General features: G+C 63.6%; 30 protein-coding genes. 18 read left to right on the top strand and 12 right to left on the bottom strand.

Annotated elements, in window-relative coordinates; translation table 11 throughout:
- The first annotated feature begins 5 nt into the window (after window positions 1-5).
- From purE to trmB, 3 genes are read left to right on the top strand one after another with little or no spacing between them, the layout of a single operon-like run.
- The gene (gene purE, locus BLV27_RS04050; protein WP_092642771.1) at window positions 6-494 is read left to right on the top strand and encodes a 5-(carboxyamino)imidazole ribonucleotide mutase; all 489 of its coding nucleotides are present in this window, start codon (window positions 6-8) and stop codon (window positions 492-494) included.
- Window positions 491-1,555 (top strand): 5-(carboxyamino)imidazole ribonucleotide synthase, encoded by a 1,065-nt coding sequence (locus tag BLV27_RS04045; RefSeq protein WP_092642768.1) that lies wholly within the window; start codon window positions 491-493, stop codon window positions 1,553-1,555. The genes purE and BLV27_RS04045 overlap by 4 nt, the downstream gene beginning before the upstream one ends.
- Window positions 1,556-1,606: 51 nt before the next feature.
- On the top strand, window positions 1,607-2,302 hold the full coding sequence (trmB, locus tag BLV27_RS04040) for a tRNA (guanine(46)-N(7))-methyltransferase TrmB (RefSeq protein ID WP_092642765.1): 696 nt from the start codon (window positions 1,607-1,609) through the stop codon (window positions 2,300-2,302).
- Window positions 2,303-2,308: 6 nt separating this feature from the next.
- On the opposite strand, the gene BLV27_RS04035 is transcribed toward trmB, so the two are convergent.
- On the bottom strand, window positions 2,309-3,352 hold the full coding sequence (locus BLV27_RS04035) for an MBL fold metallo-hydrolase (protein ID WP_092642762.1): 1,044 nt from the start codon (window positions 3,350-3,352) through the stop codon (window positions 2,309-2,311).
- A 125-nt stretch (window positions 3,353-3,477) separates the two neighbouring features.
- Here BLV27_RS04035 and aroA point away from each other — a divergent pair, with 125 nt between their 5' ends.
- The 13 genes from aroA to BLV27_RS03970 all read left to right on the top strand — a co-directional run bounded on the left by aroA (window position 3,478) and on the right by BLV27_RS03970 (window position 15,122).
- On the top strand, window positions 3,478-4,824 hold the full coding sequence (aroA, locus tag BLV27_RS04030; RefSeq protein ID WP_092642759.1) for a 3-phosphoshikimate 1-carboxyvinyltransferase: 1,347 nt from the start codon (window positions 3,478-3,480) through the stop codon (window positions 4,822-4,824).
- 80 nt (window positions 4,825-4,904) lie between these two features.
- Window positions 4,905-5,423, top strand: a complete 519-nt coding sequence (locus BLV27_RS04025; protein ID WP_092642756.1) for a tetratricopeptide repeat protein — start codon at window positions 4,905-4,907, stop codon at window positions 5,421-5,423.
- A gap of 148 nt (window positions 5,424-5,571) precedes the next feature.
- Complete coding sequence (locus tag BLV27_RS04020; protein ID WP_092642753.1) at window positions 5,572-5,982, top strand: GFA family protein; 411 nt, start codon at window positions 5,572-5,574, stop codon at window positions 5,980-5,982.
- 95 nt (window positions 5,983-6,077) lie between these two features.
- A complete protein-coding gene (locus BLV27_RS04015; RefSeq protein WP_092642750.1) occupies window positions 6,078-6,692 on the top strand; it encodes a (d)CMP kinase in 615 nt (204 codons plus the stop codon).
- An 82-nt stretch (window positions 6,693-6,774) separates the two neighbouring features.
- Entirely contained in the window at window positions 6,775-7,377 is a 603-nt protein-coding gene (locus BLV27_RS04010) for a hypothetical protein (RefSeq protein WP_342023673.1), read from the top strand.
- 48 nt (window positions 7,378-7,425) lie between these two features.
- Window positions 7,426-8,628: a DUF2130 domain-containing protein gene (locus BLV27_RS04005; protein WP_092642747.1), complete on the top strand. Its 1,203-nt coding sequence runs from the start codon at window positions 7,426-7,428 to the stop codon at window positions 8,626-8,628.
- Window positions 8,628-9,302 (top strand): dienelactone hydrolase family protein, encoded by a 675-nt coding sequence (locus BLV27_RS04000; protein WP_092642744.1) that lies wholly within the window; start codon window positions 8,628-8,630, stop codon window positions 9,300-9,302. Before BLV27_RS04005 ends, BLV27_RS04000 begins: the two co-directional genes overlap by 1 nt.
- A 384-nt stretch (window positions 9,303-9,686) precedes the next feature.
- Entirely contained in the window at window positions 9,687-11,396 is a 1,710-nt protein-coding gene (gene rpsA / locus BLV27_RS03995; protein ID WP_092642741.1) for a 30S ribosomal protein S1, read from the top strand.
- Window positions 11,397-11,799: 403 nt separating this feature from the next.
- Window positions 11,800-12,084, top strand: a complete 285-nt coding sequence (gene ihfB, locus BLV27_RS03990) for an integration host factor subunit beta (protein WP_092642738.1) — start codon at window positions 11,800-11,802, stop codon at window positions 12,082-12,084.
- A gap of 59 nt (window positions 12,085-12,143) precedes the next feature.
- On the top strand, window positions 12,144-12,485 hold the full coding sequence (locus BLV27_RS03985; RefSeq protein ID WP_092642735.1) for a LapA family protein: 342 nt from the start codon (window positions 12,144-12,146) through the stop codon (window positions 12,483-12,485).
- Window positions 12,486-12,506: 21 nt separating this feature from the next.
- Window positions 12,507-13,169: a phosphoribosylanthranilate isomerase gene (locus tag BLV27_RS03980; RefSeq protein WP_244504526.1), complete on the top strand. Its 663-nt coding sequence runs from the start codon at window positions 12,507-12,509 to the stop codon at window positions 13,167-13,169.
- Window positions 13,170-13,240: 71 nt separating this feature from the next.
- Entirely contained in the window at window positions 13,241-14,473 is a 1,233-nt protein-coding gene (trpB, locus tag BLV27_RS03975; protein ID WP_092642732.1) for a tryptophan synthase subunit beta, read from the top strand.
- A 217-nt stretch (window positions 14,474-14,690) separates the two neighbouring features.
- A complete protein-coding gene (locus tag BLV27_RS03970) occupies window positions 14,691-15,122 on the top strand; it encodes a hypothetical protein (protein ID WP_139176550.1) in 432 nt (143 codons plus the stop codon).
- A gap of 12 nt (window positions 15,123-15,134) precedes the next feature.
- Here BLV27_RS03970 and BLV27_RS03965 read toward each other — a convergent pair whose 3' ends face one another.
- From BLV27_RS03965 to ygfZ, 7 genes are all read right to left on the bottom strand, one after another.
- On the bottom strand, window positions 15,135-15,734 hold the full coding sequence (locus BLV27_RS03965) for a GNAT family N-acetyltransferase (RefSeq protein WP_092642726.1): 600 nt from the start codon (window positions 15,732-15,734) through the stop codon (window positions 15,135-15,137).
- A 149-nt stretch (window positions 15,735-15,883) separates the two neighbouring features.
- A complete protein-coding gene (locus BLV27_RS03960; protein ID WP_092642723.1) occupies window positions 15,884-16,270 on the bottom strand; it encodes a DUF2237 family protein in 387 nt (128 codons plus the stop codon).
- A gap of 51 nt (window positions 16,271-16,321) precedes the next feature.
- Complete coding sequence (locus tag BLV27_RS03955) at window positions 16,322-17,473, bottom strand: serine hydrolase domain-containing protein (RefSeq protein WP_092642719.1); 1,152 nt, start codon at window positions 17,471-17,473, stop codon at window positions 16,322-16,324.
- A gap of 62 nt (window positions 17,474-17,535) precedes the next feature.
- Window positions 17,536-18,228: an aminoacyl-tRNA hydrolase gene (gene pth / locus BLV27_RS03950; RefSeq protein ID WP_092642716.1), complete on the bottom strand. Its 693-nt coding sequence runs from the start codon at window positions 18,226-18,228 to the stop codon at window positions 17,536-17,538.
- A gap of 208 nt (window positions 18,229-18,436) precedes the next feature.
- Window positions 18,437-20,287: a M3 family oligoendopeptidase gene (locus BLV27_RS03945; RefSeq protein ID WP_092642713.1), complete on the bottom strand. Its 1,851-nt coding sequence runs from the start codon at window positions 20,285-20,287 to the stop codon at window positions 18,437-18,439.
- 69 nt (window positions 20,288-20,356) lie between these two features.
- Entirely contained in the window at window positions 20,357-21,193 is an 837-nt protein-coding gene (locus tag BLV27_RS03940; RefSeq protein WP_092642710.1) for a PhzF family phenazine biosynthesis protein, read from the bottom strand.
- 124 nt (window positions 21,194-21,317) lie between these two features.
- Complete coding sequence (gene ygfZ, locus BLV27_RS03935) at window positions 21,318-22,040, bottom strand: CAF17-like 4Fe-4S cluster assembly/insertion protein YgfZ (RefSeq protein WP_244504525.1); 723 nt, start codon at window positions 22,038-22,040, stop codon at window positions 21,318-21,320.
- 130 nt (window positions 22,041-22,170) lie between these two features.
- Here ygfZ and BLV27_RS03930 point away from each other — a divergent pair, with 130 nt between their 5' ends.
- Window positions 22,171-23,439 carry a pyridoxal-phosphate-dependent aminotransferase family protein gene (locus tag BLV27_RS03930; RefSeq protein ID WP_092642704.1) on the top strand — a complete coding sequence of 423 codons (1,269 nt, stop codon included), beginning with the start codon at window positions 22,171-22,173 and terminating at the stop codon, window positions 23,437-23,439.
- A gap of 94 nt (window positions 23,440-23,533) precedes the next feature.
- Window positions 23,534-23,893 (top strand): hypothetical protein, encoded by a 360-nt coding sequence (locus tag BLV27_RS03925; protein WP_092642701.1) that lies wholly within the window; start codon window positions 23,534-23,536, stop codon window positions 23,891-23,893.
- A 24-nt stretch (window positions 23,894-23,917) separates the two neighbouring features.
- Here the strand turns inward: BLV27_RS03925 and BLV27_RS03920 are convergent, their stop codons facing one another.
- The 4 genes from BLV27_RS03920 to BLV27_RS03905 are packed head-to-tail and all read right to left on the bottom strand — an operon-like array spanning window position 23,918 to window position 26,671.
- Entirely contained in the window at window positions 23,918-24,157 is a 240-nt protein-coding gene (locus BLV27_RS03920; protein ID WP_092642699.1) for a hypothetical protein, read from the bottom strand.
- A 51-nt stretch (window positions 24,158-24,208) separates the two neighbouring features.
- Window positions 24,209-25,306, bottom strand: a complete 1,098-nt coding sequence (locus BLV27_RS03915; protein ID WP_092642696.1) for a pyridoxal phosphate-dependent aminotransferase — start codon at window positions 25,304-25,306, stop codon at window positions 24,209-24,211.
- A gap of 28 nt (window positions 25,307-25,334) precedes the next feature.
- On the bottom strand, window positions 25,335-26,264 hold the full coding sequence (locus tag BLV27_RS03910) for a 2-hydroxyacid dehydrogenase (RefSeq protein WP_092642693.1): 930 nt from the start codon (window positions 26,262-26,264) through the stop codon (window positions 25,335-25,337).
- A complete protein-coding gene (locus tag BLV27_RS03905; protein ID WP_092642691.1) occupies window positions 26,261-26,671 on the bottom strand; it encodes a VOC family protein in 411 nt (136 codons plus the stop codon). The genes BLV27_RS03910 and BLV27_RS03905 overlap by 4 nt, the downstream gene beginning before the upstream one ends.
- Between the last annotated feature and the right edge of the window lie 27 nt (window positions 26,672-26,698).

Here is a 26,698-nt window from a genome sequence, read left to right as displayed (position 1 = left end):
CCTCCATGACGACTGAAAATCCGCCCGTGGGCATCATCATGGGCTCCACATCCGATTGGCCGACGATGAAACTGGCCGCCGATATCCTCGACGAACTGGGTGTCCCCTATGAGACGCGCATCGTCTCGGCGCATCGCACGCCCGACCGACTTTGGGAGTATGGCAAGACAGCCGTCGAAAGGGGGCTTAAGGTCATCATCGCCGGGGCCGGTGGAGCGGCGCATCTGCCTGGTATGATGGCGTCGAAAACCCGCGTGCCTGTCGTCGGCGTGCCGGTCCAGACCCGCGCGCTGTCCGGTGTCGATTCACTTTATTCCATCGTTCAGATGCCCAAGGGGTTCCCAGTGGCGACGATGGCCATCGGCGAGGCGGGGGCAGCGAATGCGGGGCTGATGGCCGCGGGCATTCTTGCGACGTCCGACGCGGATCTCGCTGCGCGCCTTGACCAATGGCGCGCCGATCTGGCCGCTTCCATCCCGGAGGCACCGCAATGACCGATGCGCTTGCTCCTGGGTCAACCATCGGCATTCTCGGCGGAGGTCAGCTGGGCCGGATGCTTTCGGTCGCGGCCAGTCGGCTTGGATACCTGACGCATATCTATGAACCTGGGGACGCGCCAGCCGAGCAGGTCGCTCATGCGCGCACCAAGGCCAGTTACGAAGACTTGGGTGCGCTTGAAGCCTTCGCGAAATCAGTCGATGTCATCACCTACGAGTTCGAGAATGTCCCCGCGACCGCCCTGGACCTGTTGGAGGCGCTGCGCCCGATCCGCCCCGGCACCCGCGCCCTTGCCATCAGCCAGGACCGCCTGACCGAGAAGACTTTCCTTGAAGGGCTGGGTCTGACCTGTGCACCGTTCCGCGACATCCCGGATGCAGCGTCCCTTATCGCCGCGATCGAAGACCTTGGCACACCCGCCATTCTGAAGACCCGCCGTATGGGGTATGACGGCAAGGGCCAGGTCCGGGTCGACGGTCCCGAGCAAATCGAAGCTGCCTTTGCCGAGATGCGCGGAGCCGATGCGATTCTGGAAGGTTTCGTCGGGTTTCAACGCGAAATCTCCGTTATCGCCGCGCGGGGCCTGTCGGGCGAAGTCGTCTGCTTCGATCCGGGTGAAAACGTGCATCGGGACGGAATCCTGCGGACCACGACCGTGCCCGCGACCCTGACTGGCGCACAGCGGACCGATGCCGCCTTACTGGCCGGTCGCATCCTGAACGCGCTGGATTACGTTGGGGTACTTGGGGTCGAGCTTTTCGTCACTCCCGCAGGCCTGATCGTCAACGAGATCGCCCCGCGCGTCCATAATTCCGGCCATTGGACGCAGGCGGGTTGCGCCGTTGACCAGTTCGAGCAGCACATCCGCGCCATCGCGGGATTGCCCTTGGGCGACGGGCAGCGCTACGCCGATGTCGTAATGGAAAATCTTATCGGCGATGATATGGACCGGTTGCCCGACCTGCTGGCCGCGCCCGATACGCAGGTGCATCTTTACGGGAAGGCGGAAGTCCGGCCGGGCCGCAAGATGGCACATGTGAACCGCATCACACGCTGAGGCCGCAGGACTTCTCTGCTTCAAAATACTCAAACCCGAACACAGCTAATTATGACCGAACGTCCGCATCGAAATTTCTATGGCCGCACCAAGGGCAAGACGCTCAAGCAGTCTCAACAGGGCTATCTGGACGCTGACCTCGCTGCGCTCAGCCCGGGTGACGTCGGGTGGGACGTAAATCCGGAACGAGAGCCGATCGACCTGGGTGCTCTCTTCGGTGGTAAGGACGTCTGGCTTGAGGTCGGCTTTGGCGGGGGCGAGCACATGGTGCATCAGGCGGCCTCCAATCCCGACGTCGGCATTATCGGGGCGGAGCCCTATATCAACGGTGTCGCGATGCTGTTGGGCAAGATTCGACGCGCTGGGGTCGAGAACGTGGCGATCCATCCGGGCGACGCGCGCGACCTGTTCGACGTGATCCCCGACGCGTCGATCTCCAAGGCGTTCCTGCTCTATCCCGACCCCTGGCCCAAGGCCCGCCACCACCGCCGCCGTTTCGTGACCGAAGAACACCTGGTTCCCTTGGCGAAATGCCTGAAGCCGGGCGCGGAGTTCCGCGTCGCGACGGACATCCCCGACTATGTGCGACAGACCATGGAAGAGGTTCCCAAATACGGGTTCACCTGGCTGGCCGAAGGTCCGTCGGACTGGCGGGAGCCATGGGGCGACTGGACTCGCACCCGCTACGAGGCCAAGGCCATCCGTGAAGACCGTGTGCCGCATTACATGACGTTCCGCCGCGACTGATCGGGTTCAGGCCGGTACGTCCCACGTGGCTCCCGGCACCACTGTCTGGAAAACATCCGTCGAAATCCCCGCCGCTGCCAGCGCAATGCGCAGATGCTCCGGCGGCTCTTCCCGCGCTTCGTTCGTCAGCTGGAACGTGCCCCAATGGTGTGCCAGCGCATGTTTCGCGCCCGCTACGCGAAAACCGGCAACGGCTTCATCGGGGTTCTGGTGTTGACCCTTCATGAACCAGCGCGGCGCATAGGCCCCGATGGGAATGATCGCCAGCCGGTAAGGCCCGTACCGCGCCGCAACTTCATAAGGCCGCCCCCCATCATATCCGGTGTCGCCCATGGCATAGATCCGACCAACCGGAGTCTCCACGGCGAACGAGCACCACAGGGCGTGACTGCGGTCGCGCGTGCCGCGGGCGCTCCAGTGGTGACATTGCAGCAGGCGGGTGCTGATGCCGCCACCCTCCAACACGTCATCCCAGTCGCCTGCGCGCGCGTCGATCCCGGGGATCGCGGCGCGCAGGATCGTGTCGTTGCCCAACGGCGTCAGCACCGGCATCGCATAGCGCGCGTGAAGTCGGCGCAGCGTGCTGATGTCCATGTGGTCGTAATGATTGTGCGACAGCAAGACGACATCAATGGGCGGCAGATGGTCGAACGCGATGCCGGGGGCGGTGACGCGGGCCGGACCGGCGATCTTCAGGGGGCTCGCCCGCTTGGACCAGACCGGGTCGGTCAGGATATTCACCCCGCCCGCCTGGATCAGGACGCTGGCATGGCCGATCATCGTCACCCGCAGGTCCGCGACGCGGGCGTCGGGCCGGATCTGGGTCACGCCGATGCTGTCGGGCCAATCCGCCCGATCTTTCCCCAGTTGCCAGCGCAGCAGATCCCGGAGGCCCTTGGGTGGGATACCGTCAGGGTTAAAGAAGGCTTCGCCATCGAAATGGTCGCTTTTGGGGCCCGAGTAATAGCTGTTTCCCATCGTGACCCCGCCTGTGGCCAAGGCCCCGGCACCAAGGGTGGCAGCAAGGCCGAGAAGTGTTCTGCGTTTCATTCCTGAACAGATAGGGCAGTTCGTCGCCTCTGGACAGGTCACCTGCATCCTGCACCCGGACAGAACCGGCATGGACGCGCCCCGTTGTGCGGGCTATTCCGCCGGTCGAGCCGAAGGAGAACGATATGAGCCACGGACCCGCCACCCCCCTGACCGCCACTGCTTCGGGGCCTCTGACGGGCGAGGCGCATGTGCCGGGCGACAAGTCGATAAGCCACCGCAGCCTGATCCTGGGGGCTATGGCCGTGGGTGAGACCCGCGTGACCGGCCTTCTGGAGGGGCAGGACGTCCTCGACACCGGCAAGGCCATGCAGGCCTTCGGCGCGACAATCACCCGCGACGGTGACACCTGGGTCGTGAACGGTGTGGGTGTCGGTGGGTTGATGGAGCCTGAAGACGTGATCGACTGCGGCAACTCGGGCACCGGCGTGCGTCTGCTGATGGGGGCGGCGGCGACGCACGGCTTCTCGGTGACGTATACCGGCGACGCTTCCTTGCGCAAACGCCCCATGGCCCGCGTGACCGACCCGCTGGCCCTGTTCGGTGCGGCGGCTTACGGGCGTTCGGGTGGGCGGCTGCCGATGACGGTGGTTGGCGCAAGCGATCCGGTACCCGTGCGTTACGCCACCCCGGTTCCCAGTGCGCAGGTCAAATCCGCGGTCCTGCTGGCCGGGTTAAACGCGCCAGGCGAGACTGTTGTTGTGGAGCGTGAGGCCACCCGCGACCATTCGGAACGGATGCTGCGTGGTTTCGGTGCGCAGATCGAAACGCGGGACACCGCCGAGGGTCGAGAGATCACACTCTTGGGTCGTCCTGAATTGAAGCCGCAAGTCATCATCGTGCCGCGCGACCCGTCCTCGGCCGCCTTTCCTGTCTGCGCAGCGCTAATCGTGCCCGGATCGGATGTTTTGGTTCCGAACATCGGCCTGAACCCGACCCGCGCCGGCCTGTTCGAAACCCTGCGCGACATGGGGGCCGACCTGACATATGAGAATATGCGCGAAGAGGGCGGGGAGCCCGTGGCCGACCTGCGCGCACGCTTCTCACCTGACATGAAGGGCATCGAGGTTCCGCCCGCGCGCGCGGCCAGCATGATCGACGAATATCCCATTCTCTCGGTCGTCGCGGCCAATGCCGAAGGAACGACAGTGATGCGCGGCGTAGCGGAGTTGCGGGTCAAGGAATGCGACAGGATCGATGCTATGGCCACTGGACTACGGGCCTGCGGTGTCGAGGTGCGTGACGGTGCGGACTGGTGGGAAGTCGATGGCCGCGGGCCGGGCGGCATCGCGGGCGGTGCGACCGTTGCCGTGCATCTGGACCACCGAATCGCGATGAGCTTTCTTTGCGCCGGGTTCGCGTCGCGGCAACCAGTTACCGTGGACGACGCAGGCCCCATCGTCACGTCCTTCCCGATTTTTGAGCCGCTGATGGCTGGCCTGGGGGCGAGCTTCGACAAGCCGGACCACTAGGGTCTTGGTTCCGTGACTTGCCGTTTGGACCCGGTGCATCATTTTTTAGATAATGTACTTCCCGACCCGATGAGGCTTTCATGAAAGTTTACTTTGCCATTCTGGCCGCGTTGATGCCGCTGTCCGCGCTGGCCGCGGGCACCGCGCCGCCGGTCAAGACCAAGACGTCCGAGGACTGCACCGGCAGCCAGATTTACGACGCTGAAAGCAAGACCTGCGTCGACAGCGGCGATAGCCGCCTGAATGATGCGGAACGGATCGAGGGCGCGCGCGAATTGGCTAGTTTCGGCCGGGCGAATGATGCGCTGCGCGTTCTTGCGACGCTGGAGGATCCGACCACGCCCGACGCGCTGACGCTGCGCGGATACGCCACACGGAAGGGGGGCGACTTCCAAGCAGGCGTGGCGTTCTATCACGCGGCAATCAAGATCGATCCTGAGAATTGGCAGGCGCGCAGCTATCTGGCGCAAGGCCTTCTGGAGGAGGGCGACCGCGCCGGGGCCGAAGCACAGCTTTGCCTGATCCGCGCGGGCGGTGGGCGTGGAACCTGGCCCGAAATCTCACTCGTGCAGGCGCTGGGCGGCGACAGCACCTATTGACCGTGCGTGCCGGGCGCGGCGCGCAGATTGCACCGCCCCGTTACGCTCGCCAGTCCCAATGCGCCCTTGCCTCGCGTGGCTGGCCGACGATCATCATTTGATGAAAGATGTTACGACACGCGCATGAAAGCTCGGCGGGAAGGGTTCAATGACCGATATTACCCAACACGGATCCTGTCTTTGCAGGCAAGTTACCTACACCACGACGCATGCGCTTGGCCCGGTGACGGCCTGCCACTGCGGCCAGTGTCGCAAGCAGACGGGCCACTACGCCGCCGCTACGCCGGCACCTTGGAGCAGCATCGAACTGACCGGTGAAGTGAACTGGTACCGGAGCAGTCCGCAGGGGCGGCGCGGATTCTGCGGCATCTGCGGCAGCTACCTTTTCTGGGAGGAGGGGGACGGCACGGTTTATCTGATGGCGGGGTCGCTGGACGGAGATACCGGTTTGTCGATGGACGCGCATATCTTCTATGCCGACCGGGGCGATTACTACCGCGCCACCGACGGTCTGCCCTGCTTTGCTGCGGGTCGCAGCGGGCCAGAGGTGGAAGCGTGACGACCCTGCGCGCCCATTGCGCCGACGGACCGGGCTGATACGAAGTCGCCGAAATGTGTCCGTAGGTGCGGACGACGACAGAACAGGGGGCACGCATGATCTTTACGGTCGCGATAGATGGACCAGCGGCAGCCGGAAAAGGCACCATAAGCAAGGCCGTCGCCGCGCGTTTCGGTTTTCGGCACCTCGATACAGGCCTGCTGTATCGTGCGGTCGGGGCGCGGACCCTTTCGGGGGAAGATCCGGTCGAGGCGGCGCTGTCGCTGCGCCCCGAGGACATGGACGCCGATACGCTTCGCACGACAGAGGTGGCGCAGGCGGCCAGCCGGGTTGCCGTTCTGTCCGAGGTGCGCGCCGCGCTAACCGAGTTCCAGCGTCATTTCGCGCGGGCCGAAGGCGGGGCCGTTCTGGATGGGCGCGACATCTGCACCGTCATCTGTCCCGACGCGGAGGTGAAGCTCTATGTCACGGCATCTGCCGAGGTGCGCGCCGACCGCAGGTACCGGGAACTTTCGGACAAGGGTCATGACGTCACGCCCGGCGGTGTTCTGGAGGACGTGTTGGCGCGCGACGCGCGCGACATCAACCGGGTCGAGGCACCATTGAAGCCCGCGCCCGGCGCGACGATCATCGATACCTCTGAGATGGATATCAATGCGGCTGTCGATGCCGCGGCCGCCCGAGTTCAGGCGGCGCTCGACGCGCTCTGATCTGCGGCGATCACCGAAAGGTGCATGGCGACGTGATCGACCTTGGGTCTAGCCTTGGGACGGTTCGTTATCGGAGATTGCCATGCCTCGCGTCCTATCGGTCCTGACCGCCGCTGCGCAAACGTCCATGCGACTGCTCACCATGACCGTCGCTCCGATGGTGCTTATCATCGGCCTCTCCGGCTTGGCGCACGGCCAGTCGATGGCCCCCGAGGCGTCGCCCCCGGCCATCGTCGACATGAATCTTGAGCGGATGGCGTCGATCCTTTCCGCCCTTGATCCCGCCGTGGAACAGGCTGGCGCGGCTTTCCGCCTGACGGTCGAGGACGTGCCGGTCCTGATCGTGACCGATCCTCGCGCCGACCGGATGCGCGCGATGGTGCCCATCCGGTCCGTTGAAGGATTGTCCCAACAGGAACTGACCCGGATGATGCAGGCCAATTTCGACAGCGTTCTGGACGCACGCTACGCCATTGCGGAAGGCCGCGTCTGGGCGGTGTTCATCCATCCGCTGCGAAGCTTGCGCCGGGATCAACTGATCTCGGGCATCGGGCAGACCGTGAATACGGCGCTGACCTACGGCACGCTTTTTTCGTCAGGGGCGATTCAATTCGGACGGGGGGACAGCCGGGACGAGCAGCGACAGCTTCTGGAACGGTTGCTGGATCGCGGGCAGGACATCTGAAGCTGTAATCCGCTTGAAGACCGTCGCCGCGCGGGGCAGCGTGGTGGCATGAGTGATCCCACAATTTCCTGCCCCGATTGCGGCAGCGACATCAAACTGACCGAGTCATTGGCCGGGCCGCTTCTGGCCCAGACCAAACGCGACATGGCCGAGGCCCAGGCCGCGGCGCTGGTCGCCCAGAAAGCCCAGATCGAAGAGCAGGCGACCAAGGCCGCCCGCGCTGCTCAGGCCGAGAGATTGGCCCAGATGGAAGAAGCCGAGGCGCAGCGTGAGGCCGAGCTTGCCGCATTGCGCGCGCAGGACAAGGCCAGAGAGGCCAAGCTGGCGCAGGCGCAGGCCGCGCAGACCCAGGCTCTCAAGCTGGAGGCGGAGCTTAAGGATCGCGCACGGGAAATGGATCTGACGATTCAGAAGCAGGTCGCCGCCCAGACCGAGATCGCCCGCGCGAAGCTGGCGCAGGAGGCGGAAGCCCTGGCCGCCGACCGGCTTCGCGCGCAGGAGGATGCGTCGCGGCTCAAGCTGGTCGAGAAGGATCAGCAGATGGACACGCTGAAGCGGCAAATCGATGTCCTCAAGCAAAAGGTCGAGCAAGGCTCGCAACAGTTGCAGGGCGAAGCGGCGGAGATCGTTCTGGAAGACCAACTGCGCCAGGCGTTTCCGGCAGACGGCATCGCCGAGGTGGGCAAGGGCGTGCGCGGGGCGGATTGCCTGCAGACCGTCGCGGGCGCGGGAACCATCATCTGGGAGTCCAAGGCCACGGCGAATTGGTCGAAGGATTGGCTGCCCAAGCTGCGCGACGATGCACGCGGTGCCGGGGCCGACGTGGCCGTTCTGGTCAGTCAGGCGCGCCCGGAGGGCCTGAGCACCTTCGCGATGATTGATGGCGTCTGGGTCGTGGCCCCGCGCTATGCGGTGTCGCTGGCCCATGCCCTGCGTGACGGAATGCTGCGCGTGGCCGAAGCGCGGGGGGCCCGGGACGGGCAGGCGACGAAGTCCGAGATGCTTTATGATTACCTGACCGGGCCGCAGTTTCGGGCGCGCATGGAGGCGGTGGTGGAGCCCTTCGAGGCGATGCAGGCCGCGCTCGCGAAGGAAAAGAAGCACATGACCTCGCAATGGGCGACACGCGAAAAGCAACTGGAAAAGGCCATCGGCGCGATGATGGGCATGTATGGCGACGTGCGTGGCATCGCAGGCGCGGCAGTGGGTCAAATAGAGGCCTTCGAGCCTGACATGTTGGAGGAAGACTGATGGGCGAACGTTACGAATATTCCGGCGACGACCGGACCCTTGTCGGCTACCGCGCGCAGCCCGGGACACCGAACGGCGCGGGGCTGCTGATTGCGCCGGCTTTTGCCGGTCTGCGGGAGTTCGAGATGGAGCAAGCGGATCTCTGGGCCACCAAGGGCTATGACGTGCTGGCCCTCGACTACTACGGCGATGGCTGGCGCACGAACGACAGCGGCGAAGCCAGCCAGAAGATGGGCGAGGTGCAGAACGACCGCCCGGCGCTTCTGCGTCGGATGCAGGCCGGCTTGGCCGAAGTGCGCGGGTGGGGGCCGGTTCGCGTGGGGGCTTTCGGGTTCTGCCTTGGCGGCAAGGCCGTCTTGGACCTGGCGCGATCGGGGCAAGGGGATGCGATCGTCTCGTTCCACGGTTTGTTCGACCGACCGCCGACACCTACGCAGACCATGCCGCCGGTCCTGCTATGCCACGGTTGGGCCGACCCGCTGGCCACACCGGCGCAATTCGGGGAGATGACCGCCGAATTGGAGGAGCATTGCGCCGACTGGCACGCGCTTTGCTTTGGGCACACCGAACATGCCTTTACCGACCCGGCACGCACCGAAGGATACGTTGCGAATTCGACCCGGCGCAGTTGGGCTGCGGCGGGGGCGTTCCTGGCGGAGCATCTGGTCGGGTGACACTCTCGGCTGTAGCGTTGCCGCCGCTGCAGCGAGAAAGTGCCCCGAATTTCGGGCCTTCCGAGTGCTTGCGTCGCAGGCGCGCAGCACTGGGCCGGACCGGACGGGCGCGCCGCAATTCCGCTGTGACGTCGTCAGGCTTGGCGGAGTGCCCGCAGACGTTTCCCTCGCGATTGGCGCGGATATTGGGACGGCCGCCTGACCGCTGAGGCGTGACGTCCATTCCCCTTGTGCGTTAGACGTTTTTGGCCTATTCCCCCCGCGTCACCCGACAGCGCGACGGACAAGCGGTTCAACCTGCGTCTGAGGCGCTTTCCGACCAAACCGTTCTGCCGAAGGCAGACATCAACCCAGACCGGCGGAGCCAACCGCGCGGCCAGACAAATGCAAACGTTAGGAACTGAACGCCATATGGCTACCAATGCATCCATGGAGGAGTTCGAGGCCCTCTTGAACGAAAGCCTCGAAATCGACACGCCGCAAGAAGGCAGCGTCGTCAAAGGCAAAGTGCTGGCAATCGAAGCCGGCCAGGCCATCATCGACGTTGGCTACAAGATGGAAGGCCGCGTCGATCTCAAAGAATTCGCGAATCCCGGTGAGCCTGCGGAAATCGAAGTCGGCGATGAAGTCGAAGTCTTCCTGCGCAACGTTGAAAACGCCCGTGGCGAAGCCGTCATCTCGCACGAGATGGCCCGCCGCGAAGCCGCATGGGACCGCCTCGAAGAAGCCTATGGCAAGGAAGAGCGGGTCGAAGGCGCAATCTTCGGTCGCGTCAAGGGCGGCTTCACGGTCGACCTCGGCGGTGCCGTGGCCTTCCTTCCCGGATCGCAGGTTGACGTACGCCCCGTGCGCGACGCCGGCCCGCTGATGGGCCTCAAGCAGCCGTTCCAGATACTGAAGATGGATCGCCGTCGCGGTAACATCGTGGTTTCGCGTCGTGCGATCCTCGAAGAGAGCCGTGCCGAGCAGCGCGCCGAAGTCATCGGCAACCTGGCCGAAGGTCAGACCGTGGACGGCGTCGTCAAGAACATCACCGAGTACGGCGCGTTCGTCGATCTGGGTGGCGTTGATGGCCTGCTTCACGTCACCGACATGGCCTGGCGCCGTGTGAATGACCCGCGCGAGATCCTGTCGATCGGCGAGACCGTCAAGGTGCAGGTCATCAAGATCAACAAGGAGACCCATCGCATCAGCCTCGGCATGAAGCAGCTGCAGGATGATCCGTGGGATGCCGTGATCGCCAAGTATCCACTCGACAGCAACCACACCGGTCGCGTCACGAATATCACCGACTATGGTGCATTCGTGGAGCTGGAGCCGGGCGTCGAGGGCCTCGTTCACGTCTCGGAAATGTCCTGGACCAAAAAGAACGTGCACCCCGGCAAGATCGTTTCGACCTCGCAGGAAGTCGAAGTCATGGTGCTGGAAATCGATACCGCCAAGCGCCGCGTTTCGCTTGGCCTCAAGCAGACCATGCGCAACCCGTGGGAAGTGTTCGCGGAAACACACCCCGAGGGCACGCAGGTCGAGGGCGAGGTCAAGAACATCACCGAGTTCGGTCTGTTCATTGGGCTTCCGGGCGACATCGACGGCATGGTCCACCTGTCGGACCTGACTTGGGAAGGCCGTGGCGAAGACGTGATCGGCGACTATCGCAAGGGCGACATCGTCAAGGCGGTCGTCTCCGAGGTCGATACCGACAAGGAGCGTATCTCTCTGTCCATCAAGGCGGCAGGCGGCGATCCCTATGCGGAAGCCATCGGTGGCGTGAAACGCGGCTCGATCATCACCGTCGAGGTCACCAAGATAGAAGAGGGTGGCATCGAGGTTGAATACGAGGGCATGAAGTCCTTCATCCGTCGGTCCGACCTGGCCCGCGATCGTGCCGATCAGCGCCCCGAGCGTTTCGGCACCGGTGACAAGATCGACGTCCGCGTGACGAATGTCGACAGCAAGAACCGTCGCTTGGGTCTGTCGATCAAGGCGCGTGAGATCGCCGAGGAGCAAGAGGCCGTCGAACAGTTCGGGTCCTCTGATTCGGGTGCATCGCTTGGCGACATCCTGGGTGCCGCGCTTAAGGGCGACGACGACTGAAAGAACGACATACGTCGTTTGGATAAGGTGGCCCTCCTTTTGGGGGGCCGCTTTTCGTCTGAAAAGGTTTGCTTTTCGGGGCGGGACCAAATTCCCAGCCGTAAAGGCGGGAAAAGTATCTTGGTAAAAATGTCACAAGGCGGTGTGCTGTGGCGGGCATTTGCAATGATCCCCGTGACTTGCGGCGCGGAATTTGATCAACAACCTGAATATGCTGGGTGATGGAATTGCCGATACCGAGGGGGTAGCCTGCCTGCGTCTCATAGCTTCACTGATAGGAAAAGTTGGACATTCAAGCGGCTGCGATCCAGAGAACCCCTTTTTTGCAAAAGCGAAATTGTCTATACTAAACAGACCTGCATGAGACGAAATTTTCTTCAGGCCAAGGCAGGAAAGGGAAGACATGATACGTTCCGAACTCATCCAGAAAGTCGCGGATGAGAATCCGCACCTTTACCAGCGTGATGTCGAGAAGATCGTGAACACGATTTTCGAAGAGATCATCGACGCGATGGCCGATGGAAATCGTGTGGAGTTGAGGGGGTTCGGAGCATTTTCGGTCAAGCAACGCGATGCCCGCACGGGCCGCAACCCGCGCACGGGCGAAGCCGTTCAGGTTGAAGAAAAGCACGTGCCTTTTTTCAAGGCCGGCAAGCTTCTGCGCGATCGCCTGAACGACAAGGCCTGAGCCATCCGGCACGCTGCATCCATCTGGACAGCGTCGCGCGACGGGGCTAGGTCAATCATATGAGATTTATCCGATATCTGTTTCTTGGCCTGCTCGCCCTTTGCCTTGTGGTGCTGGCTTTGGCTAACCGTTCGATGGTGACGTTGCGGATCATCCCCGAGGACATGTCGGGGTTCATCGGACTAAACCTGTCGATTACGATGCCGATGTTCGTCGTTATCTTCCTTGCGATGGGGCTGGGCCTGCTGATCGGGTTCGTCTGGGAATGGCTGCGAGAGCACAAGCACCGGGCCGAGGCCCGGTCGGAGCGTGCGCAAAAAGAAAAGCTGGAAAAGGAACTCGCCAAGACTCGGAAAAAGTCCGACTCAGACGATGTTCTAACCATTCTGGGCGATGCCTGATCCCGGCACGGTCTTCCTGAGATGATGCGAGTGACACAGCCGGGCCGGGGCGTTCGCACCAAGATCTGTGGCCTGACCACGCTTGACGATGTCGATGCGGTGGCTGCGGCAGGGGCGGCGTACATGGGTCTGGTATTCTTTCCGAAATCACCCCGGAACGTGACCATCGAACAAGCCCGGGACCTGGCGGTTGCCGCGCCGGTCGGGCTGGCCAAGGTGGCCCTGCTGGTCAATCCCGATGACGCGGCGCTTGACGCGATCACGGGTGCCGTCCCCCTGGACATGATCCAGTTGCACGGCGACGAAACCCCTGAGCGTGTTCTCGAGGTGCGCCTGCGGACCGGTCTGCCGGTGATGAAGGCCGTGGGTCTGCGCGATGCTGACGATCTGCCCGCGCTTGATGCCTATGCCGCCGTCGCGGATCAGTTACTTGTAGACGCGAAGCCGCCCAAGGGGGCGGACCTGCCGGGGGGGAATGGCGTCGGCTTCGACTGGCGGCTGATCGCTGGGCGGGAGTGGTCCCGCCCCTGGATGCTGGCCGGCGGCCTGACCCCCGACAACGTCACCGAAGCGGTGCGTCTGACGGGCGCATGCCAGGTCGACGTGTCCTCTGGCGTCGAAAGCGCGCCGGGTGTGAAGGACGCCGCAAAAATCGCGGCATTCGTGGCCGCTGCGGCGGGCTGACGCGCGTCGCCCCCGTTGCAGGTGCCGGTTCTGCGCTTTAGACCCAATCTGACACGAGGGGGAGCAAACCCATGCCCGACGATCTTCTCAACAGCTTCATGACCGGCCCGGACGAGAACGGGCGCTTTGGCGACTTCGGCGGACGCTTTGTCTCCGAGACACTGATGCCCCTGATCCTCGAGCTGGAACGTCAGTACGAATTCGCCAAGACCGATGACAGTTTCTGGGCCGAGATGCACGACCTGTGGACACATTACGTCGGCCGCCCCAGCCCGATGTATTTCGCCGCGCGCCTGACCGAGCGTCTGGGCGGTGCGAAAGTCTATCTCAAGCGTGACGAGTTGAACCACACAGGGGCTCACAAGATCAACAATGTGCTGGGCCAGATCATCTTGGCACGTCGCATGGGAAAGACGCGTATCATTGCGGAAACCGGCGCGGGTCAGCACGGCGTCGCCACGGCGACCGTCTGCGCGAAGTTTGGTATCAAATGCGTCGTCTACATGGGCGCGCACGACGTGGAACGACAATCGCCCAACGTCTTCCGCATGAAGCTGCTGGGGGCGGAGGTCGTGCCGGTGACCTCGGGTCGCGGTACGCTCAAGGACGCGATGAACGACGCGCTGCGCGATTGGGTGACGAATGTGGATGACACGTTCTACTGCATTGGGACCGTTGCGGGTCCGCACCCCTATCCTGCCATGGTCCGGGATTTCCAAGCCATTATCGGCCAGGAAGCCAAGACCCAGATTCAGGACGCCGAAGGCCGTCTGCCAGACACGATCATTGCCGCGATCGGTGGTGGCTCGAACGCGATGGGCCTGTTCTTTCCGTTCCTTGATGACAAGGAAGTTAACATCATCGGTGTAGAAGCCGGTGGGAAGGGCGTGAACGCCAAGATGGAGCACTGCGCCTCCCTGACGGGTGGACGCCCCGGCGTTCTGCACGGAAACCGGACGTATCTGCTGCAGGATGACGACGGTCAGATCCTGGAAGGATTCAGCATTTCCGCCGGACTCGACTATCCAGGCATCGGGCCGGAGCATTCCTGGCTGCACGACATCGGGCGAGCCCAATACGTCTCGATCACTGACAAGGAAGCGCTTGAGGCGTTCCAGTTGTGTTGCGAGATGGAGGGGATCATCCCCGCGCTGGAGCCCAGCCACGCACTGGCCCATGTCATGAAGATCGCGCCGGACCTGCCGGCAGACCACATCATCGTCATGAACATGTGCGGTCGTGGCGACAAGGATATCTTCACCGTTGCCCGCGCGCTTGGCTGGGAGATGGGGGACGTTCTCTAGCCTGACGCAGGGGTCGAGGTTCGTCGCGCGGGGGCAGGCGGGTCTTGGCGGGTTTCCGACCTGCCGGGGCGCGTCCTTGATTTGGCCACATTGCTGAACTTAACTTTTGGCAAGAAACCTGAAATCTGCTGGAGCCTGTCAAATGTCCGCTTTCCGTTTTGTTCATCTTGGTGCCCTGAGCGCCTTATCCCTTGTCTTCGTCATGGGAAGCCCGGCGATGTCACAAACCGTCGAAGTCGACGAGGTGACAGAAGAAGTCGTCGAGGCCGCCGCAGAAGAAGGCTTTGAGCAGGTTTCAATTCGGGACCGTTGGAACGAGACGGAATACGAGATGAAGAAGGGGACAGAGTCCCTTATCGTCGTTTACGATAAACTGGCCGGTCGAATGGAGACCGAAGAGGGTGAGGAAATCGAGGAAGGCGCGCGCCATCCCGGTCTCAAGGGTATCGAAACCGCCTTGGAGGCGCACCTGCGGAATGCCGAACGTGCTGCCACGCGAGACGAGGCCCGCGCCGAGCGTCGCGCCGAGCGTGATGATCGCCAGGCCTCGAGGTCGCAAGGCCGTGGTAACGGCAACGGTGGTAACGGCGGCGGCAATAACGGCAATGGCGGCGGTAACGGCGGCGGAAATGGAAACGGGCGGAAGTAACGCGGTCTGGCGTCACCCCTTGATGATGGGGTGATGCGCCGCTGCGGTCTCGGGGATGGTCCCGTCCAGACGCGGATCATCCACAATTTCAATCTCGCGGCGCACGGGCACGAACCCCGAGCGCATGTAAAACGGCAGCGCGACGGGGCTGTCGAACGTGCAGGTGTGGATTTGAAACCGTGTGATGGGCCGGGCGAAGGCGCGGGTTATCGCGGTTGTCATCAGGGCGCGTCCGGCCCCGATCCCCTGCGCGGCGGGCGTTAGACCCAGAAAGGCCAGTTCGCAGGATTCGCCATCGCGGAAATCCAGTTCCAGGAGCCCTTCAGTCTGATCGTTGAGTGTGAGCGCATAAACTTCGACGTCCCGGTCGCGCAGGATGCCCTGCAACGAGGCATCCGCCATCCGAAGCCGGGAAAACCACAGCCAGTCCAGCGCGCCGACGCGAGTGAAAAGGTCGCGATACCAATCGACCTCAGGCCGCTCCACCCGTGTCAGCGCCGCGCCGTCGGGCAGGGTCGCGGGACGCATCGCGGGCGGCTCTACCATCTCCAGATGGGTGACGACGGCGGCGATTTTGCCGGGCGGGACGGGGTGGAAACCAGGAGTTATCATGGCTTCGTCAGGTACAGGACATCCACGTGGGATTCCAATATGGAGTTTCGACATCGGGTGGTGTCTGTACAGCATCATCCTGAACAGGGCGACATCGAACAGGATCGTCGGGATCCGGCCTCCGGGCAGCGGCAAGCGGCCTGCGTGTTTCAGCCCTCGGCATACTGCTGCAAGATTTCGAGTGGCACGATGTCCAGAGTTCGCTGGTGCGTCGCGGTCAGATTGACGCGTGGCGCGCAATCCTCGTGGTGCGCTTGCAGAAACCGCGCGGCACAAAGGCACCAGCGGTCGCCGGGGTTCAGGCCTGCGAAGCCGTATTCCGGGCGGGGGGTCGACAGATCGTTGCCCAAGTACTTGGAATAGGCGAGGAACTCCGCCGTCATAACCGCGCACACGGTGTGGACGCCGACATCCATCGGGCCGGTGTTGCAGCAGCCGTCGCGGAAAAAGCCGGTGACTGGGTCCATGCCGCAGACGGCCAGTGGTTCGCCGAAGACGTTGAGTGCGGCCACCTGGCCGGGAACGGATTGGGACATGGGGCCTCCTGACTTGGTTGGGGCGACAGGTAACATAGGAAGCGCGAAATGCTATTGCGCGGCGGCGATGGCGCGGAACATCTCGATATTGGCTTTCGACACTCCTGTCGCGCGGAAATTGCGGTCTGCCGCGTTGACGGCGATCACCACATCCCGCGCCCGGTCGATATAGACGAACTGGCCGTAGACGCCCTGCGCCATGACCTCACCCGCGCGCGCGTCCGACGGCATCCACCATTGATAGCCGTACTTCATCTGCCCTGCCCCTGTCTTGGCCGATGGCACGGTTGAAACATTGACCCAATGTGCGGGCACGATCTGCTGCCCGTCGAGCCGCCCACCCTGAGAGACCAGCAGGCCCATACGGGCATAGTCGCGCGTGCGCATGTTCAGCCCGCCCAGAACGAAGGCCACGCCCTCTCCGTCGGTCAGGAAATAGGCGGGGCCGATGCCCATCGGGCCAGTCAGCCGTTCTGCCATCAGGACAGGGATGGTTGCCCCGGTTGCCCCGCGCAGCACCATCCCCAGCACGTGCGAATCCATGGAAACATACGTCATTGCCTCCCCCGGTGCACGGTCACGCGTGTCGAGCGCGGCGGTGAACTCATCCAGTGCGCCGCCCAATGCGATGACCCGGCCCATACGGTTGATGTCGCTGTCGGGGTCGAAATAATCTTCGTCGAAGGCGACTCCGGATTCCATTTGCAGGATATCCTGCACCGTCGCCCCCGCGTAGGCGGAGGTCGCAAGGACAGGCGCGTATTTCTCGACCGGATCCGACAGGTCGATGCGCCCCTCGTCCACCAAGATGCCGGTCAGCAGCGACAGGAAGGACTTGGCAACTGACCAACTGATCCGCAAATCGTCCGGCCCGGTGCCGAGGTAATAGCTCTCGTGTGCGACCGCGCCGCCGCGCAGCACGACAAGGCCGGTGATCTGCCGGTCGATGATCCACTGCTCGGCCCCGACCGGCAGGCGCGTTTCCACGCCTTGGGGCGGCGGCTCGCCCGCCTGACCCTGCAGCGGCACCCAGAGAAACGCGCCCCTCATATCCGAGAAATTCGCGACGATCCTGTCGGGTGCGAAGAGCGTGTTGACCGCCAGCAGACGCGTGATCTCCTCGCGCTTGACGATGGCAAGGCCACCGCCCGCCAGCACCAGCGCAAGCAGGATCAATCCAATCCGTGTCAGCCATTTGCGCATGTGAAGGTCCTCCGCGCCCCGATAACTATTGGGCAGCTACGTCGTTGAAGGGAGGTGTCGCGTCACTTGAATTTCGCAGCGAGTCTTTGCAGCGGCGACAGCTTTTCCTGGATGGTTGGGGCATCCGTGGGCTTGTCCGGCTCGGGTTTCGCCTTGTCCTGTTTGGGCCCACCGCCACCTGAAGACCGCGGCGGCGCGACGCGCAGGGCCACGGCATTGGTAAAGCCCGGTCCGTCCCCCGCGGCCAGCTTCGACGCGCCGTCGCAGATGCCGCGCAACAGATCCTCCAGCATCTGGCCCTCGGCCTTGGCGAAATCCGACAGAACGTACGCCGCAACCCGGTCCTTGTGCCCCGGATGGCCGATGCCCAGCCGCACGCGGGCATAGTCCGGCCCGATATGCTGATGGATGGAGCGCAGACCGTTATGCCCGGCATGTCCGCCCCCCTGTTTCAGGCGCAGTTTGCCGGGGGCCAGGTCAAGCTCATCATGGAACACAGTTACGTCGCCCGGCTCCAGCTTGTGAAAACGCATCGCTTCGCCCACTGACTGGCCGGACAGGTTCATGAAAGTGTGAGGCTTAAGCAGCCAGACCTTCTCGGACCCGAAACGCACTTCGGCAAGGTCGCCTTGGAACTTCGACCGCCAAGGCGCGCCCTGCTCCTCGGCGATCCGGTCAAGTGCCATGAAGCCGATGTTGTGCCGGTTTCCCGCGTATTTTGCGCCCGGATTGCCCAGGCCCACCCAGAGTTGCATGCAGGGTTCCTCGAATTTCGCGTCATGAGGCTAGGGCAATCAGGCGCGGGGGGCCAGAGGCCGGGACGAAAGGCGGGCGTGGTCTATTGAACCATGACCTGACCGCTCGGCTGCGGGTTCGTGGTTCTGGGGGCGTCCCCGAAACTAATGTCACCTTCGCCGCGAATGGCCCGCATAAAACCTGCGGGCCCTTGTCTTTGGTGGGGCGTTACTCCTCCAAGGCTTCCAATTCGTCGATGAAACCTTCGATCATGGACAGGCCCTTGTCCCAGAATGCCGGGTCGGAGGCGTCAAGGCCGAAGGGGGCCAGAAGCTCCTTGTGGTGCTTGGAGCCGCCGGCCTTCAGCATGTCGAAGTACTTGTCCTGGAACCCCTCGGGCGCGTCCTGATAGGCCGCGTAGAGCGCGTTCACGAGGCCGTCCCCGAAGGCATATGCATAGACGTAGAAGGGCGAATGCACGAAGTGGGGGATGTAGGCCCAGAAGTGCTCGTAGCCTTCCATGTATTCGAAAACCGGCCCCAGAGATTCCGCCTGTACCGACATCCACAGCGCGTCAATATCGTCGGGCGTCAATTCGCCCTCGCGACGGGCGGCGTGAAGTTTGCACTCGAAGTCATAGAAGGCGATCTGGCGGACGACCGTGTTGATCATGTCCTCTACCTTGCCAGCCAGCATGACTTTTCGCTGCGCGTCGTCCTTTGCCCCATCCAGCATGGCGCGGAAGGTCAGCATCTCGCCAAAGACCGACGCCGTTTCGGCCAGCGTCAGCGGTGTGGAGGACAGCATCTCGCCCTGATCTGCGGCCAGGACCTGATGCACGCCGTGGCCCAGTTCATGCGCCAAAGTCATCACGTCGCGCGGTTTGCCAAGATAGTTCAGCATCACGTAGGGGTGCACCGTCGTGACCGTGGGGTGCGCAAAGGCACCGGGGGCCTTGCCCGGTTTGACGCCCGCGTCGATCCAGCCCTTGTCGAAGAACGGCTCGGCCAGTTTCGCCATCTCGGGCGAGAAACCGGCATAGGCGTCCATTACGGTCTTGCGTGCCTCGTCCCAGCCGACCAGCCGCGTTTCCTCCATCGGCAGGGGCGCGTTGCGGTCCCAGACCTGAAGCGTGTCCAGCCCCAGCCATTTCGCCTTGAGCTTATAGTACCGGTGCGACAGGCGCGGATAGGCGGCGACCACGGCGTTGCGCAACGCCTCGACCACCTCGGGTTCAACATCATTGGCCAGGTGGCGGCCCGACTGCGGCGTTGGCAGGCCGCGCCAGCGGTCTGTGATTTCCTTTTCCTTGGTCAACGTATTGTGGACGCGGGCGAAGGTCCGGACGTTTCTGCCGAACACCTCGGCCAGCACGCGGGCACCGGCTTCGCGCTTTGCCCGGTCGTGATCGGTCAGCAGGTTCAGCGTCCCCTCGATGCCGAGTTCTTCGCCGTCGACCACGAACGTCAGGCCGGCGATCGTTTCGTCGAAAAGCTTGTTCCAGGCCGAGGCCCCGACGACCGAAGTGTCGTGAAGAAACTTCTCCAACTCATCGGACAACTGATACGGCTTCATCGCGCGCAGGCGGTCCAGTGCGGGACGGTAGCGCGCCAGGTCGGCGTTGGCCGCCATCAACTCTCCGTAGCGTGCGTCGTCGATCCGGTTGAACTCCAGGCTGAAGAACACCAGCGGCGTGGTGAAGGTGGTCAGCTTGTCCTGACAGTCGGACATGAACTTGGCCCGGTCGCCGTCGGTGGTGACCTGATAGTATCGCAGGCCTGCGAAGGACATGATGCGGCCTGCGATCTCGTCGATCTTTTCGTTGCGCTGGATGCAGCGGAGCATGTCCTCGGCGCTCAGACCCGCCAGCTTGCCTTCGTAGTCGGCGGCAAAGGCGGCGCATTCGGTTTCCAGCCATTCCATGTCGCGCTTCAGCTCCGGCGCGTCTTCCGAAGCATAGAGGTCGGTCAGGTCCCATTCTGGCAAGTCGCCCAGCGGATCGCCACCCGCAGGCGCGGCGTTTGCGTCGCGGGGAAGGGTGCGGTTCAGCGTGGTCAGGCTGGCGGGGAAGTGGGTCATCGGGGCCTCGTGTCTGTTGGTTGCGACACAGGTAGGTCGTTCCCCTTCGGATCGCAAACCCCCGTGGCGTCAGATCGCCCGCGTCCGACCCGCAACGCGCACCCGGTCGCCGGGTTTGCCGGTGACGGCGACGCGCAACACGGACGGCGCGCCCATGTCCTGACCTTGCCGGATAGTGAACTCGCCGCCTTCACTCAGGCCCGGCCAGTCGAGGTCGACCAAGGCACCGCCAAGGGCCGCCGCCGCCGCACCCGTCGCCGGATCCTCCGGCACGCCGCCGCTGGCGAAGGCATTCCGGGAGGCGAACTCAACGTCCGATGTGATGTGCAGCAGACTGATCGTCGTCAGGTCGTGGCGGGCCATGATCGCGTGGCCCGCGTCAAGATCGTAGTCCATTGCGGCAAGGCGGGCGCGGTCGCTCAGGGTCAGAATGGCGTGCTGCACGCCGGCATGGGCGAGGGTTGGGGGCAAGGCCGGGTCGAGGTCGCCATGCCCAAGGTCGAAGAGCGCAAGAACCTCGGCCAGCGCGTCTGCCTCCAACGGGCGCGACCACGTCGGGGGCGAGGTCAATTCCGCCACCCAGCCATCCGACTCTGACCGTGCGTCGACCGTGATTTCGCCACCTGACAGCGACAGCCTGTAGGTGCCCGCCCCGTGGCGCGCGCCCAGTTCGACCGCCAGTGCGATCGTGGCGTGTCCACAGAAGGCGACCTCGCCCTCGGGCGCATAGTAGCGGGTGATCCAGACGTCGCCGTCGGGCGCGGCGAAGGCCGTTTCGGAATAGCCCAGGTCTTGCGCCACGCGCTGCATTTCGGTCGCAGGGGGCAGGGCGTCGGCAACAACGACACCGGCGGGGTTTCCGCCAAGCATTCCATCGGCAAAGGCGGCGATACGGCTGGGAATCATGTTCTGTCCTTTCAAAGCGTTTCGCCCGGACAGGTAGAGTGCAGGGAGTTTCGACGCCAACGAAGGTTGGTGATCCCTGAGTTCAGAATGCTTGATGATCAGCGCCTGCAACTAGGTCGCACAGTCAGACCAGCGTGAGCGGCCCCGCCTCAGTCTCCATCCCCTCGGCGCGGTCAAATCGCAGGTAGGCTAGCGCGCGGTTGCCCGACACCGTGTGGACCGTGCCCGCCGGACGGCCCGCGTTGGTGATCTCGGCCCCCGGTGCAACGGCCCCTTTGACCCGGACCAGCCCTTTGCGCAGCTCGGTCTTGTGCTTCATGCGGGCGACGATTTCCTGCCCGACGAAACAGCCCTTTTTGAAGTCGACGCCACCCAGCCGCTCGAACCCCATTTCCAGAATATAGCTTTCGTTGGGGATCAGCTCGATCCCCGCCTGCGGAACGATGTTCTCCACACGGACGGCATCCCAGTCGATATCATCGCCGCCCTGTGCGCCGCCCTCTGTGGCATACTGTCTCCAGCCCATGCCCGGCCGGGGGTCGACCACCGCGTCCTTGGGAGCCTCACCAATCCCGCGCGCCACGGACAGGCCGCTGTCCGCGATCTCCACCTTCGAGCGCAGCCGGTACATCGCAAGCCGCTGCGCTAGGCCAGGGGCCTGGTCGGCCGATACGTCGAGATAGAAGGCGTCCGCGTCACGGAACGTCAGGAAATCGGCTAGGTATTTGCCTTGCGGAGTCAGCAGCGCGGCATAGCCCAGGCCGGTTTCGGGCACGTCCCGCGTCAGCAAGCCATGAAGAAATTTTTCCCGGTCGTTACCCGAGACACGAAGGATAATGCGTTTCACGGGCAATAGATGGCGCAAGCGCGCCGCCGCGCCAACCCCTTGCTGCCGCACATTGATCCCGATTGCCGTCACACATTGACCCTGTCGAAGGCGGGGCTTACCGATCTGACAAAGCATATCAGGAGCTTTCATGTCGCTTGCCCACGGTCCCAAGACGCTCGCCATTCCCGGCCCTTCGATCATTCCGGACCGCGTGCTGCGCGCGATGCATCGCCCATCTCCGAATATCTACGTCGGTCCGCTGATCGACATGACGCATTCGTTGATTCCCGACCTCAAGACGGTGGCGCAGACAGAGCACAACGCGACCATCTACATTGGCAACGGCCATGCCGCGTGGGAGGCGGCACTGGCCAACACGCACGCGAAGGGGGATCTTGTCCTCGTGCCGCGCACGGGCACGTTTGCCGACGGCTGGGCCGAGGTCGCGCGCAGCATGGGGATCCGGACGGAGATGCTGGATTTTGGCAACCGTCATGCGATGGATCCCGCCGCCATTGGGCAGCGCCTGCGCGAGGATACGGAGCACGAGATCAAGTCCGTCCTTTGCGTTCACGTGGACACTTCGTCATCGATCAAGGCTGATCTGAAGGCGATCCGGGCGGAAATCGATGCCGCTGGCCACCCCGCGTTGCTGCAGGCCGATTGCATGGCCAGCTTGGGCTGTGACGAGATGCGGATGGACGAATGGGGCGTGGATGTCGCCTTTGCGGGGTGCCAGAAGGGACTTATGACGCCTGCCGGTGTGGCGTTCGTCTTCTACAACGATCGGGCGGCCAGGTCGCGCGAACGGTCCGACCTGGCCACGTTCTACTGGGACTGGAAGCCGCGCACGACACCCGACGTGTACTTCCGTTACTTCCAGGGCACCGGCCCGACGCACCACCTTTTTGGGCTGCGCGAGTCGCTGGACATGATCGTCCACGAGGAAGGGATCGAGAACGTCTGGGCACGCCACGGCACGCTTGCCGGGGCGCTTCATGCAGCCTTCGCGCGTTGGGAGGATCACGGCACAAACGGGGCTGGTGTCGAGATGAACGTCCGCGACCCGGCCATCCGCTCAAATGCCGTTACGGCCGTGCGCCTGCCCGAAAACGGGACCAAGCTGCGCATGTGGTGCGAGGACGAGATGGGTCTGACGCTGGGAATCGGCCTCGGCATGGTCCCGCATGGCGATCCGGCCGAGCTCGGCTTCTTCCGGGTCGGTCACATGGGGCATGTTTCGGGGCATTCGATGATGGGAACCCTCGCCTCGATCGACGCGGGCCTCAAGGCACTCGGGGTGCCGCACGGCTCCGGAGCAATGGACGCGGCCAGTGCCGTGGTCGCCGGGACAGCGCACCCGGTCTCTGACTCTTGCGTCACACTGCATCAAGTCGCGTCTGGCTTGTCGGGCTGAAGCGGGCTGCCCGAATTATGCCCTGATCTTGGGGCAATTTCCCCCTAATCGGCCGATTCCCCTGCCAATTCGGAACCGGCCATTCGGAGGCGAGATGAACGCGGAAGAAGCACCGACGACAACAAGACGTCCCCTGCGTGATATTATCACCGGGGGGCCAGCGAAGACCTTTCTGGCAGCGTCTGTCCTCGGTCTGATGTGGGGACCCATCCTGGCCTCCGTGCTGGACGCGGTGGGGCGGGTTTCCGAACATAAGACGGCACAGGTCGAAACAGATCTTAGAGTGTCTCTGCCGTCGATGCGGCCAGATTCGCATGCGGATCTGATCGTGACCGAGGTGACTGCCATCCCCATGGGAACATCGTCCGATGATTCCGCGATCGAACGACTGAAAGGCCTGACGCGGCAGGGCAGCCTGTCGAACCTGGACGATCCCGCCAATACCACTCCCTGAGTCGCGAAGGGCCGAAAAGCCCCGCTAGTCGCGCCGGCGCGCCAAGGCAGCCTGAACGCGCGCCTCCCAGGCTGCTTCACGCGCGGCCCGGAATTGTCCCCACCGCCGTATGCCCCAATGCATCACGGCGCAGATCGCCAGCGATACTGGATAGCCCCAGACGCCCCAGATAATCACCAGCGTCATCACGAGGATCAGATAGAACATGCCCAAAAACGCATTCGTATAATCCTGAACCCGTTCAAACTGACTGTCTTCGCGCATCGCTGCTCTCCTCCTTTGGGGCAGTTTAGCGCGAAGCCGCCGCAAGAAAAGTCACGATACCGCTTGGGCGAGGGCCTTGGGCAATGCCACGCGCAGGGCATCCATGTCGGCGGCCGTGCCGCAGCCGATCCGGATACAGCGGTCCAGAGGCGCGATTCCCGGCATCCGCACAAAGATGCCCTGGGTGATCAAAGCGGCCAAAACCGCCCGCGCGAATCCGCCGTCGCTGCCGCAATCCACAGTCACGAAATTCGTGGCCGAGGGCAGAGGCGTCAGCCCGTTCTGTTCTGCGATGGCGGCAATTGCATCGCGCGACTGGGCCACGCGGGCCTGCACTTCGGCCAGCCAATCAAGATCCGCCAGCGCCGCGACTGCCCCCGCTTGCGCCACGCGGCCCAACCCGAAATGATTGCGAACCTTGTCGAACGCCCCGATCAGGTCCGCGTGCCCCAAGGCGTAGCCCACGCGCAGGCCTGCCAGTCCGTGCGCCTTTGAGAACGTCCGCATCCGGATCACGCGATCCTCGGTCACGTTCAGCGGCGGCACTGCGTCAGGCGGCGCCAGGTCGGCATAGGCCTCGTCAAGGCAGAGGACGCATCCCTCAGGGATCCGTGCTATCATGTCCGCGATGACGTTCGCGTCGTGCCAGCTTCCCATCGGATTGTCGGGGTTCGAGAGATAGATGAGCTTGGCCCCCACGTCTCCCGCCTTCTTCAGCAGCGCTTCGGGGTCCTCGTGGTCGCCCTTGAACGGCACGGTGTGGAGCGTGCCGCCAAAGCCCGTGACATGATAATTAAACGTCGGGTACGCCCCGGCCGAAGTCACCACCGCGTCCCCCGGACCGACCAGCAGACGCACCAGATAGGCCAGCAACCCGTCTATCCCCTCACCGGCGACGACGTTCTTTGCCGCGATGCCATGGTGCGCGGCCAGCGCCTGCCGCAAGGTGTAATACTCGGGGTCGCCATACATCCAGGCTTCGCGCGCGGCGCGTTCCATGGCTCCGATCGCGCGGGGGGAGGGGCCGAAGACGCTCTCGTTTGCGCCCAGTCTTGCCGCAAAGGGCGCTCCGCGCGCACGCTCCTGAGCTTCCGGTCCGACGAAGGGGACAGATGCGGGTAGGCTGTCGGCAAGCGGGGTCAGTTTCATCGCGTGTCCTCCGGAGATAGACCTGCGTCTACGCCAACGCCTCGTCGCGGTCCACGAGGTGTAGAAGTGGCTCACCCGCCTCGCCCCTGCGAATGTTCTCAGCCACGACCTGCGCGGCGGTCGCGGGCCGGGTAGCGGAGGCGATATGCGGAGTGACGGTTACCTTGGGATGCGACCAATAGGGATCGTCATCGGGCAAGGGTTCGACGCGGAACGTGTCCAGCGTGGCATGGCCCAGCCGGCCCAGTGCCGCCAGAAGTGCGTCGTCGTCGATCAGCGCCCCGCGTCCGGGGTTCAACAGGACGGCATCATCGCGCATCCAGCCAAGTGTTTGCGCATTCATCAGATTTTCGGTGGAGCGCGTATGCGGCGTCAGGAGGACGACGATGTCCGCACCTTCCAAAGCCTGCCGCAACCCGTCGCGTCCGGTAACCGAGCGAACGCCGGGCTGATCCTTGGGGCTGCGCGACCAACCGGTCACCGGAAAGCCCAGATTTACCAGGGCTGCGGCGCAGGCCGACCCCAGTTCCCCCATACCAAGCATCGCGATGGGCCGGTGCGCGGCCAGCGGCGGGGCGTCCGGACTCCAAGGGCAGCCCTTGATCTGCGCGTCCATGCCAAGGTGATGGCGCAGCACATGCCCTGTCACCCATTCGACCATGCCTTGCGTAAGCCCGCCGTCGACCATCCGGCAAAGGGGCGCGGTCAGGGTACGGTTGCCCTCCACCTGCTCGACGCCGGCCCATAGGTTGAGCACGCCCCTGACCGCCGTGTAGGGCGTGAAATCCTGCAATTCGGAGTTTGGGGCATAAACGATCCAGTCGATCGCGCCGGGGTCGTGCGGGTCGGCGACCTGCACGATCCGGGCCGAGATACCTGCCGCGTCCAGCGCTGCCGGTAACGCCTCGCGGTAATCCTCCCAAGTCGAGGGCTTTGCGGCGAAAAGGACTGTCGTCATGTCTCGAAGGCCCCTGCAGGGTCCCGCATGCCTTTGAATTCCAACGGGTTGCCGAAGGGGTCGAGCAGGAACATCGTCGCCTGTTCGCCCGGCTGTCCCTCGAAACGCAGATGCGGCTCAAGCACGAAATCCGTGCCTGCGGCACTGAGCCGCTCGGCCAACGCACGCCACTCCTCCATCGGCAAAAGGACACCGAAGTGCGGCATCGGTACCATATGATCGCCGACCTTGCCGGTTGGACGATGGGCGAACGGCTCGCCCAGATGCAGGCTGATCTGATGGCCGAAAAAGTCAAAATCGACCCAGGTTTCTGTCGATCGTCCTTCCTTGCAACCCAGCAGATCGCCATAGAAGGCGCGGGCCTGATCAAGGTCGCGGATGTTGAAGGCCAGATGGAAAATGCTCACTGGGAATTCCTTAAGTGACGTTGGACG

It is taken from the genome of Jannaschia faecimaris (assembly GCF_900107415.1).
GTDB classification, from domain to species: domain Bacteria; phylum Pseudomonadota; class Alphaproteobacteria; order Rhodobacterales; family Rhodobacteraceae; genus Jannaschia; species Jannaschia faecimaris.
The sequence above is the reverse complement of the archived record's forward strand: the minus strand, read 5'-3'. Positions and strand labels throughout refer to the sequence as shown.

Coding starts and splice junctions, on each gene's coding strand:
- BLV27_RS04025 (WP_092642756.1), top strand. CDS start 4,905: ATGAAAGTTTACTTTGCCATTCTGGCCGCGTTGATGCCGCTGTCCGCG.
- aroA (WP_092642759.1), top strand. CDS start 3,478: ATGAGCCACGGACCCGCCACCCCCCTGACCGCCACTGCTTCGGGGCCT.
- BLV27_RS04010 (WP_342023673.1), top strand. CDS start 6,775: ATGCCTCGCGTCCTATCGGTCCTGACCGCCGCTGCGCAAACGTCCATG.
- BLV27_RS03965 (WP_092642726.1), bottom strand. CDS start 15,734: ATGATAACTCCTGGTTTCCACCCCGTCCCGCCCGGCAAAATCGCCGCC.
- BLV27_RS04015 (WP_092642750.1), top strand. CDS start 6,078: ATGATCTTTACGGTCGCGATAGATGGACCAGCGGCAGCCGGAAAAGGC.
- BLV27_RS03920 (WP_092642699.1), bottom strand. CDS start 24,157: ATGCGCGAAGACAGTCAGTTTGAACGGGTTCAGGATTATACGAATGCG.
- BLV27_RS04020 (WP_092642753.1), top strand. CDS start 5,572: ATGACCGATATTACCCAACACGGATCCTGTCTTTGCAGGCAAGTTACC.
- BLV27_RS04045 (WP_092642768.1), top strand. CDS start 491: ATGACCGATGCGCTTGCTCCTGGGTCAACCATCGGCATTCTCGGCGGA.
- BLV27_RS04035 (WP_092642762.1), bottom strand. CDS start 3,352: ATGAAACGCAGAACACTTCTCGGCCTTGCTGCCACCCTTGGTGCCGGG.
- rpsA (WP_092642741.1), top strand. CDS start 9,687: ATGCAAACGTTAGGAACTGAACGCCATATGGCTACCAATGCATCCATG.
- BLV27_RS03945 (WP_092642713.1), bottom strand. CDS start 20,287: ATGACCCACTTCCCCGCCAGCCTGACCACGCTGAACCGCACCCTTCCC.
- BLV27_RS03925 (WP_092642701.1), top strand. CDS start 23,534: ATGAACGCGGAAGAAGCACCGACGACAACAAGACGTCCCCTGCGTGAT.
- BLV27_RS03940 (WP_092642710.1), bottom strand. CDS start 21,193: ATGATTCCCAGCCGTATCGCCGCCTTTGCCGATGGAATGCTTGGCGGA.
- BLV27_RS03915 (WP_092642696.1), bottom strand. CDS start 25,306: ATGAAACTGACCCCGCTTGCCGACAGCCTACCCGCATCTGTCCCCTTC.
- trmB (WP_092642765.1), top strand. CDS start 1,607: ATGACCGAACGTCCGCATCGAAATTTCTATGGCCGCACCAAGGGCAAG.
- pth (WP_092642716.1), bottom strand. CDS start 18,228: ATGCAACTCTGGGTGGGCCTGGGCAATCCGGGCGCAAAATACGCGGGA.
- BLV27_RS03980 (WP_244504526.1), top strand. CDS start 12,507: ATGATGCGAGTGACACAGCCGGGCCGGGGCGTTCGCACCAAGATCTGT.
- BLV27_RS03970 (WP_139176550.1), top strand. CDS start 14,691: ATGTCACAAACCGTCGAAGTCGACGAGGTGACAGAAGAAGTCGTCGAG.
- trpB (WP_092642732.1), top strand. CDS start 13,241: ATGCCCGACGATCTTCTCAACAGCTTCATGACCGGCCCGGACGAGAAC.
- ihfB (WP_092642738.1), top strand. CDS start 11,800: ATGATACGTTCCGAACTCATCCAGAAAGTCGCGGATGAGAATCCGCAC.
- BLV27_RS03910 (WP_092642693.1), bottom strand. CDS start 26,264: ATGACGACAGTCCTTTTCGCCGCAAAGCCCTCGACTTGGGAGGATTAC.
- BLV27_RS04000 (WP_092642744.1), top strand. CDS start 8,628: ATGGGCGAACGTTACGAATATTCCGGCGACGACCGGACCCTTGTCGGC.
- BLV27_RS03955 (WP_092642719.1), bottom strand. CDS start 17,473: ATGCGCAAATGGCTGACACGGATTGGATTGATCCTGCTTGCGCTGGTG.
- BLV27_RS03985 (WP_092642735.1), top strand. CDS start 12,144: ATGAGATTTATCCGATATCTGTTTCTTGGCCTGCTCGCCCTTTGCCTT.
- BLV27_RS04005 (WP_092642747.1), top strand. CDS start 7,426: ATGAGTGATCCCACAATTTCCTGCCCCGATTGCGGCAGCGACATCAAA.
- BLV27_RS03960 (WP_092642723.1), bottom strand. CDS start 16,270: ATGTCCCAATCCGTTCCCGGCCAGGTGGCCGCACTCAACGTCTTCGGC.
- BLV27_RS03930 (WP_092642704.1), top strand. CDS start 22,171: ATGTCGCTTGCCCACGGTCCCAAGACGCTCGCCATTCCCGGCCCTTCG.
- purE (WP_092642771.1), top strand. CDS start 6: ATGACGACTGAAAATCCGCCCGTGGGCATCATCATGGGCTCCACATCC.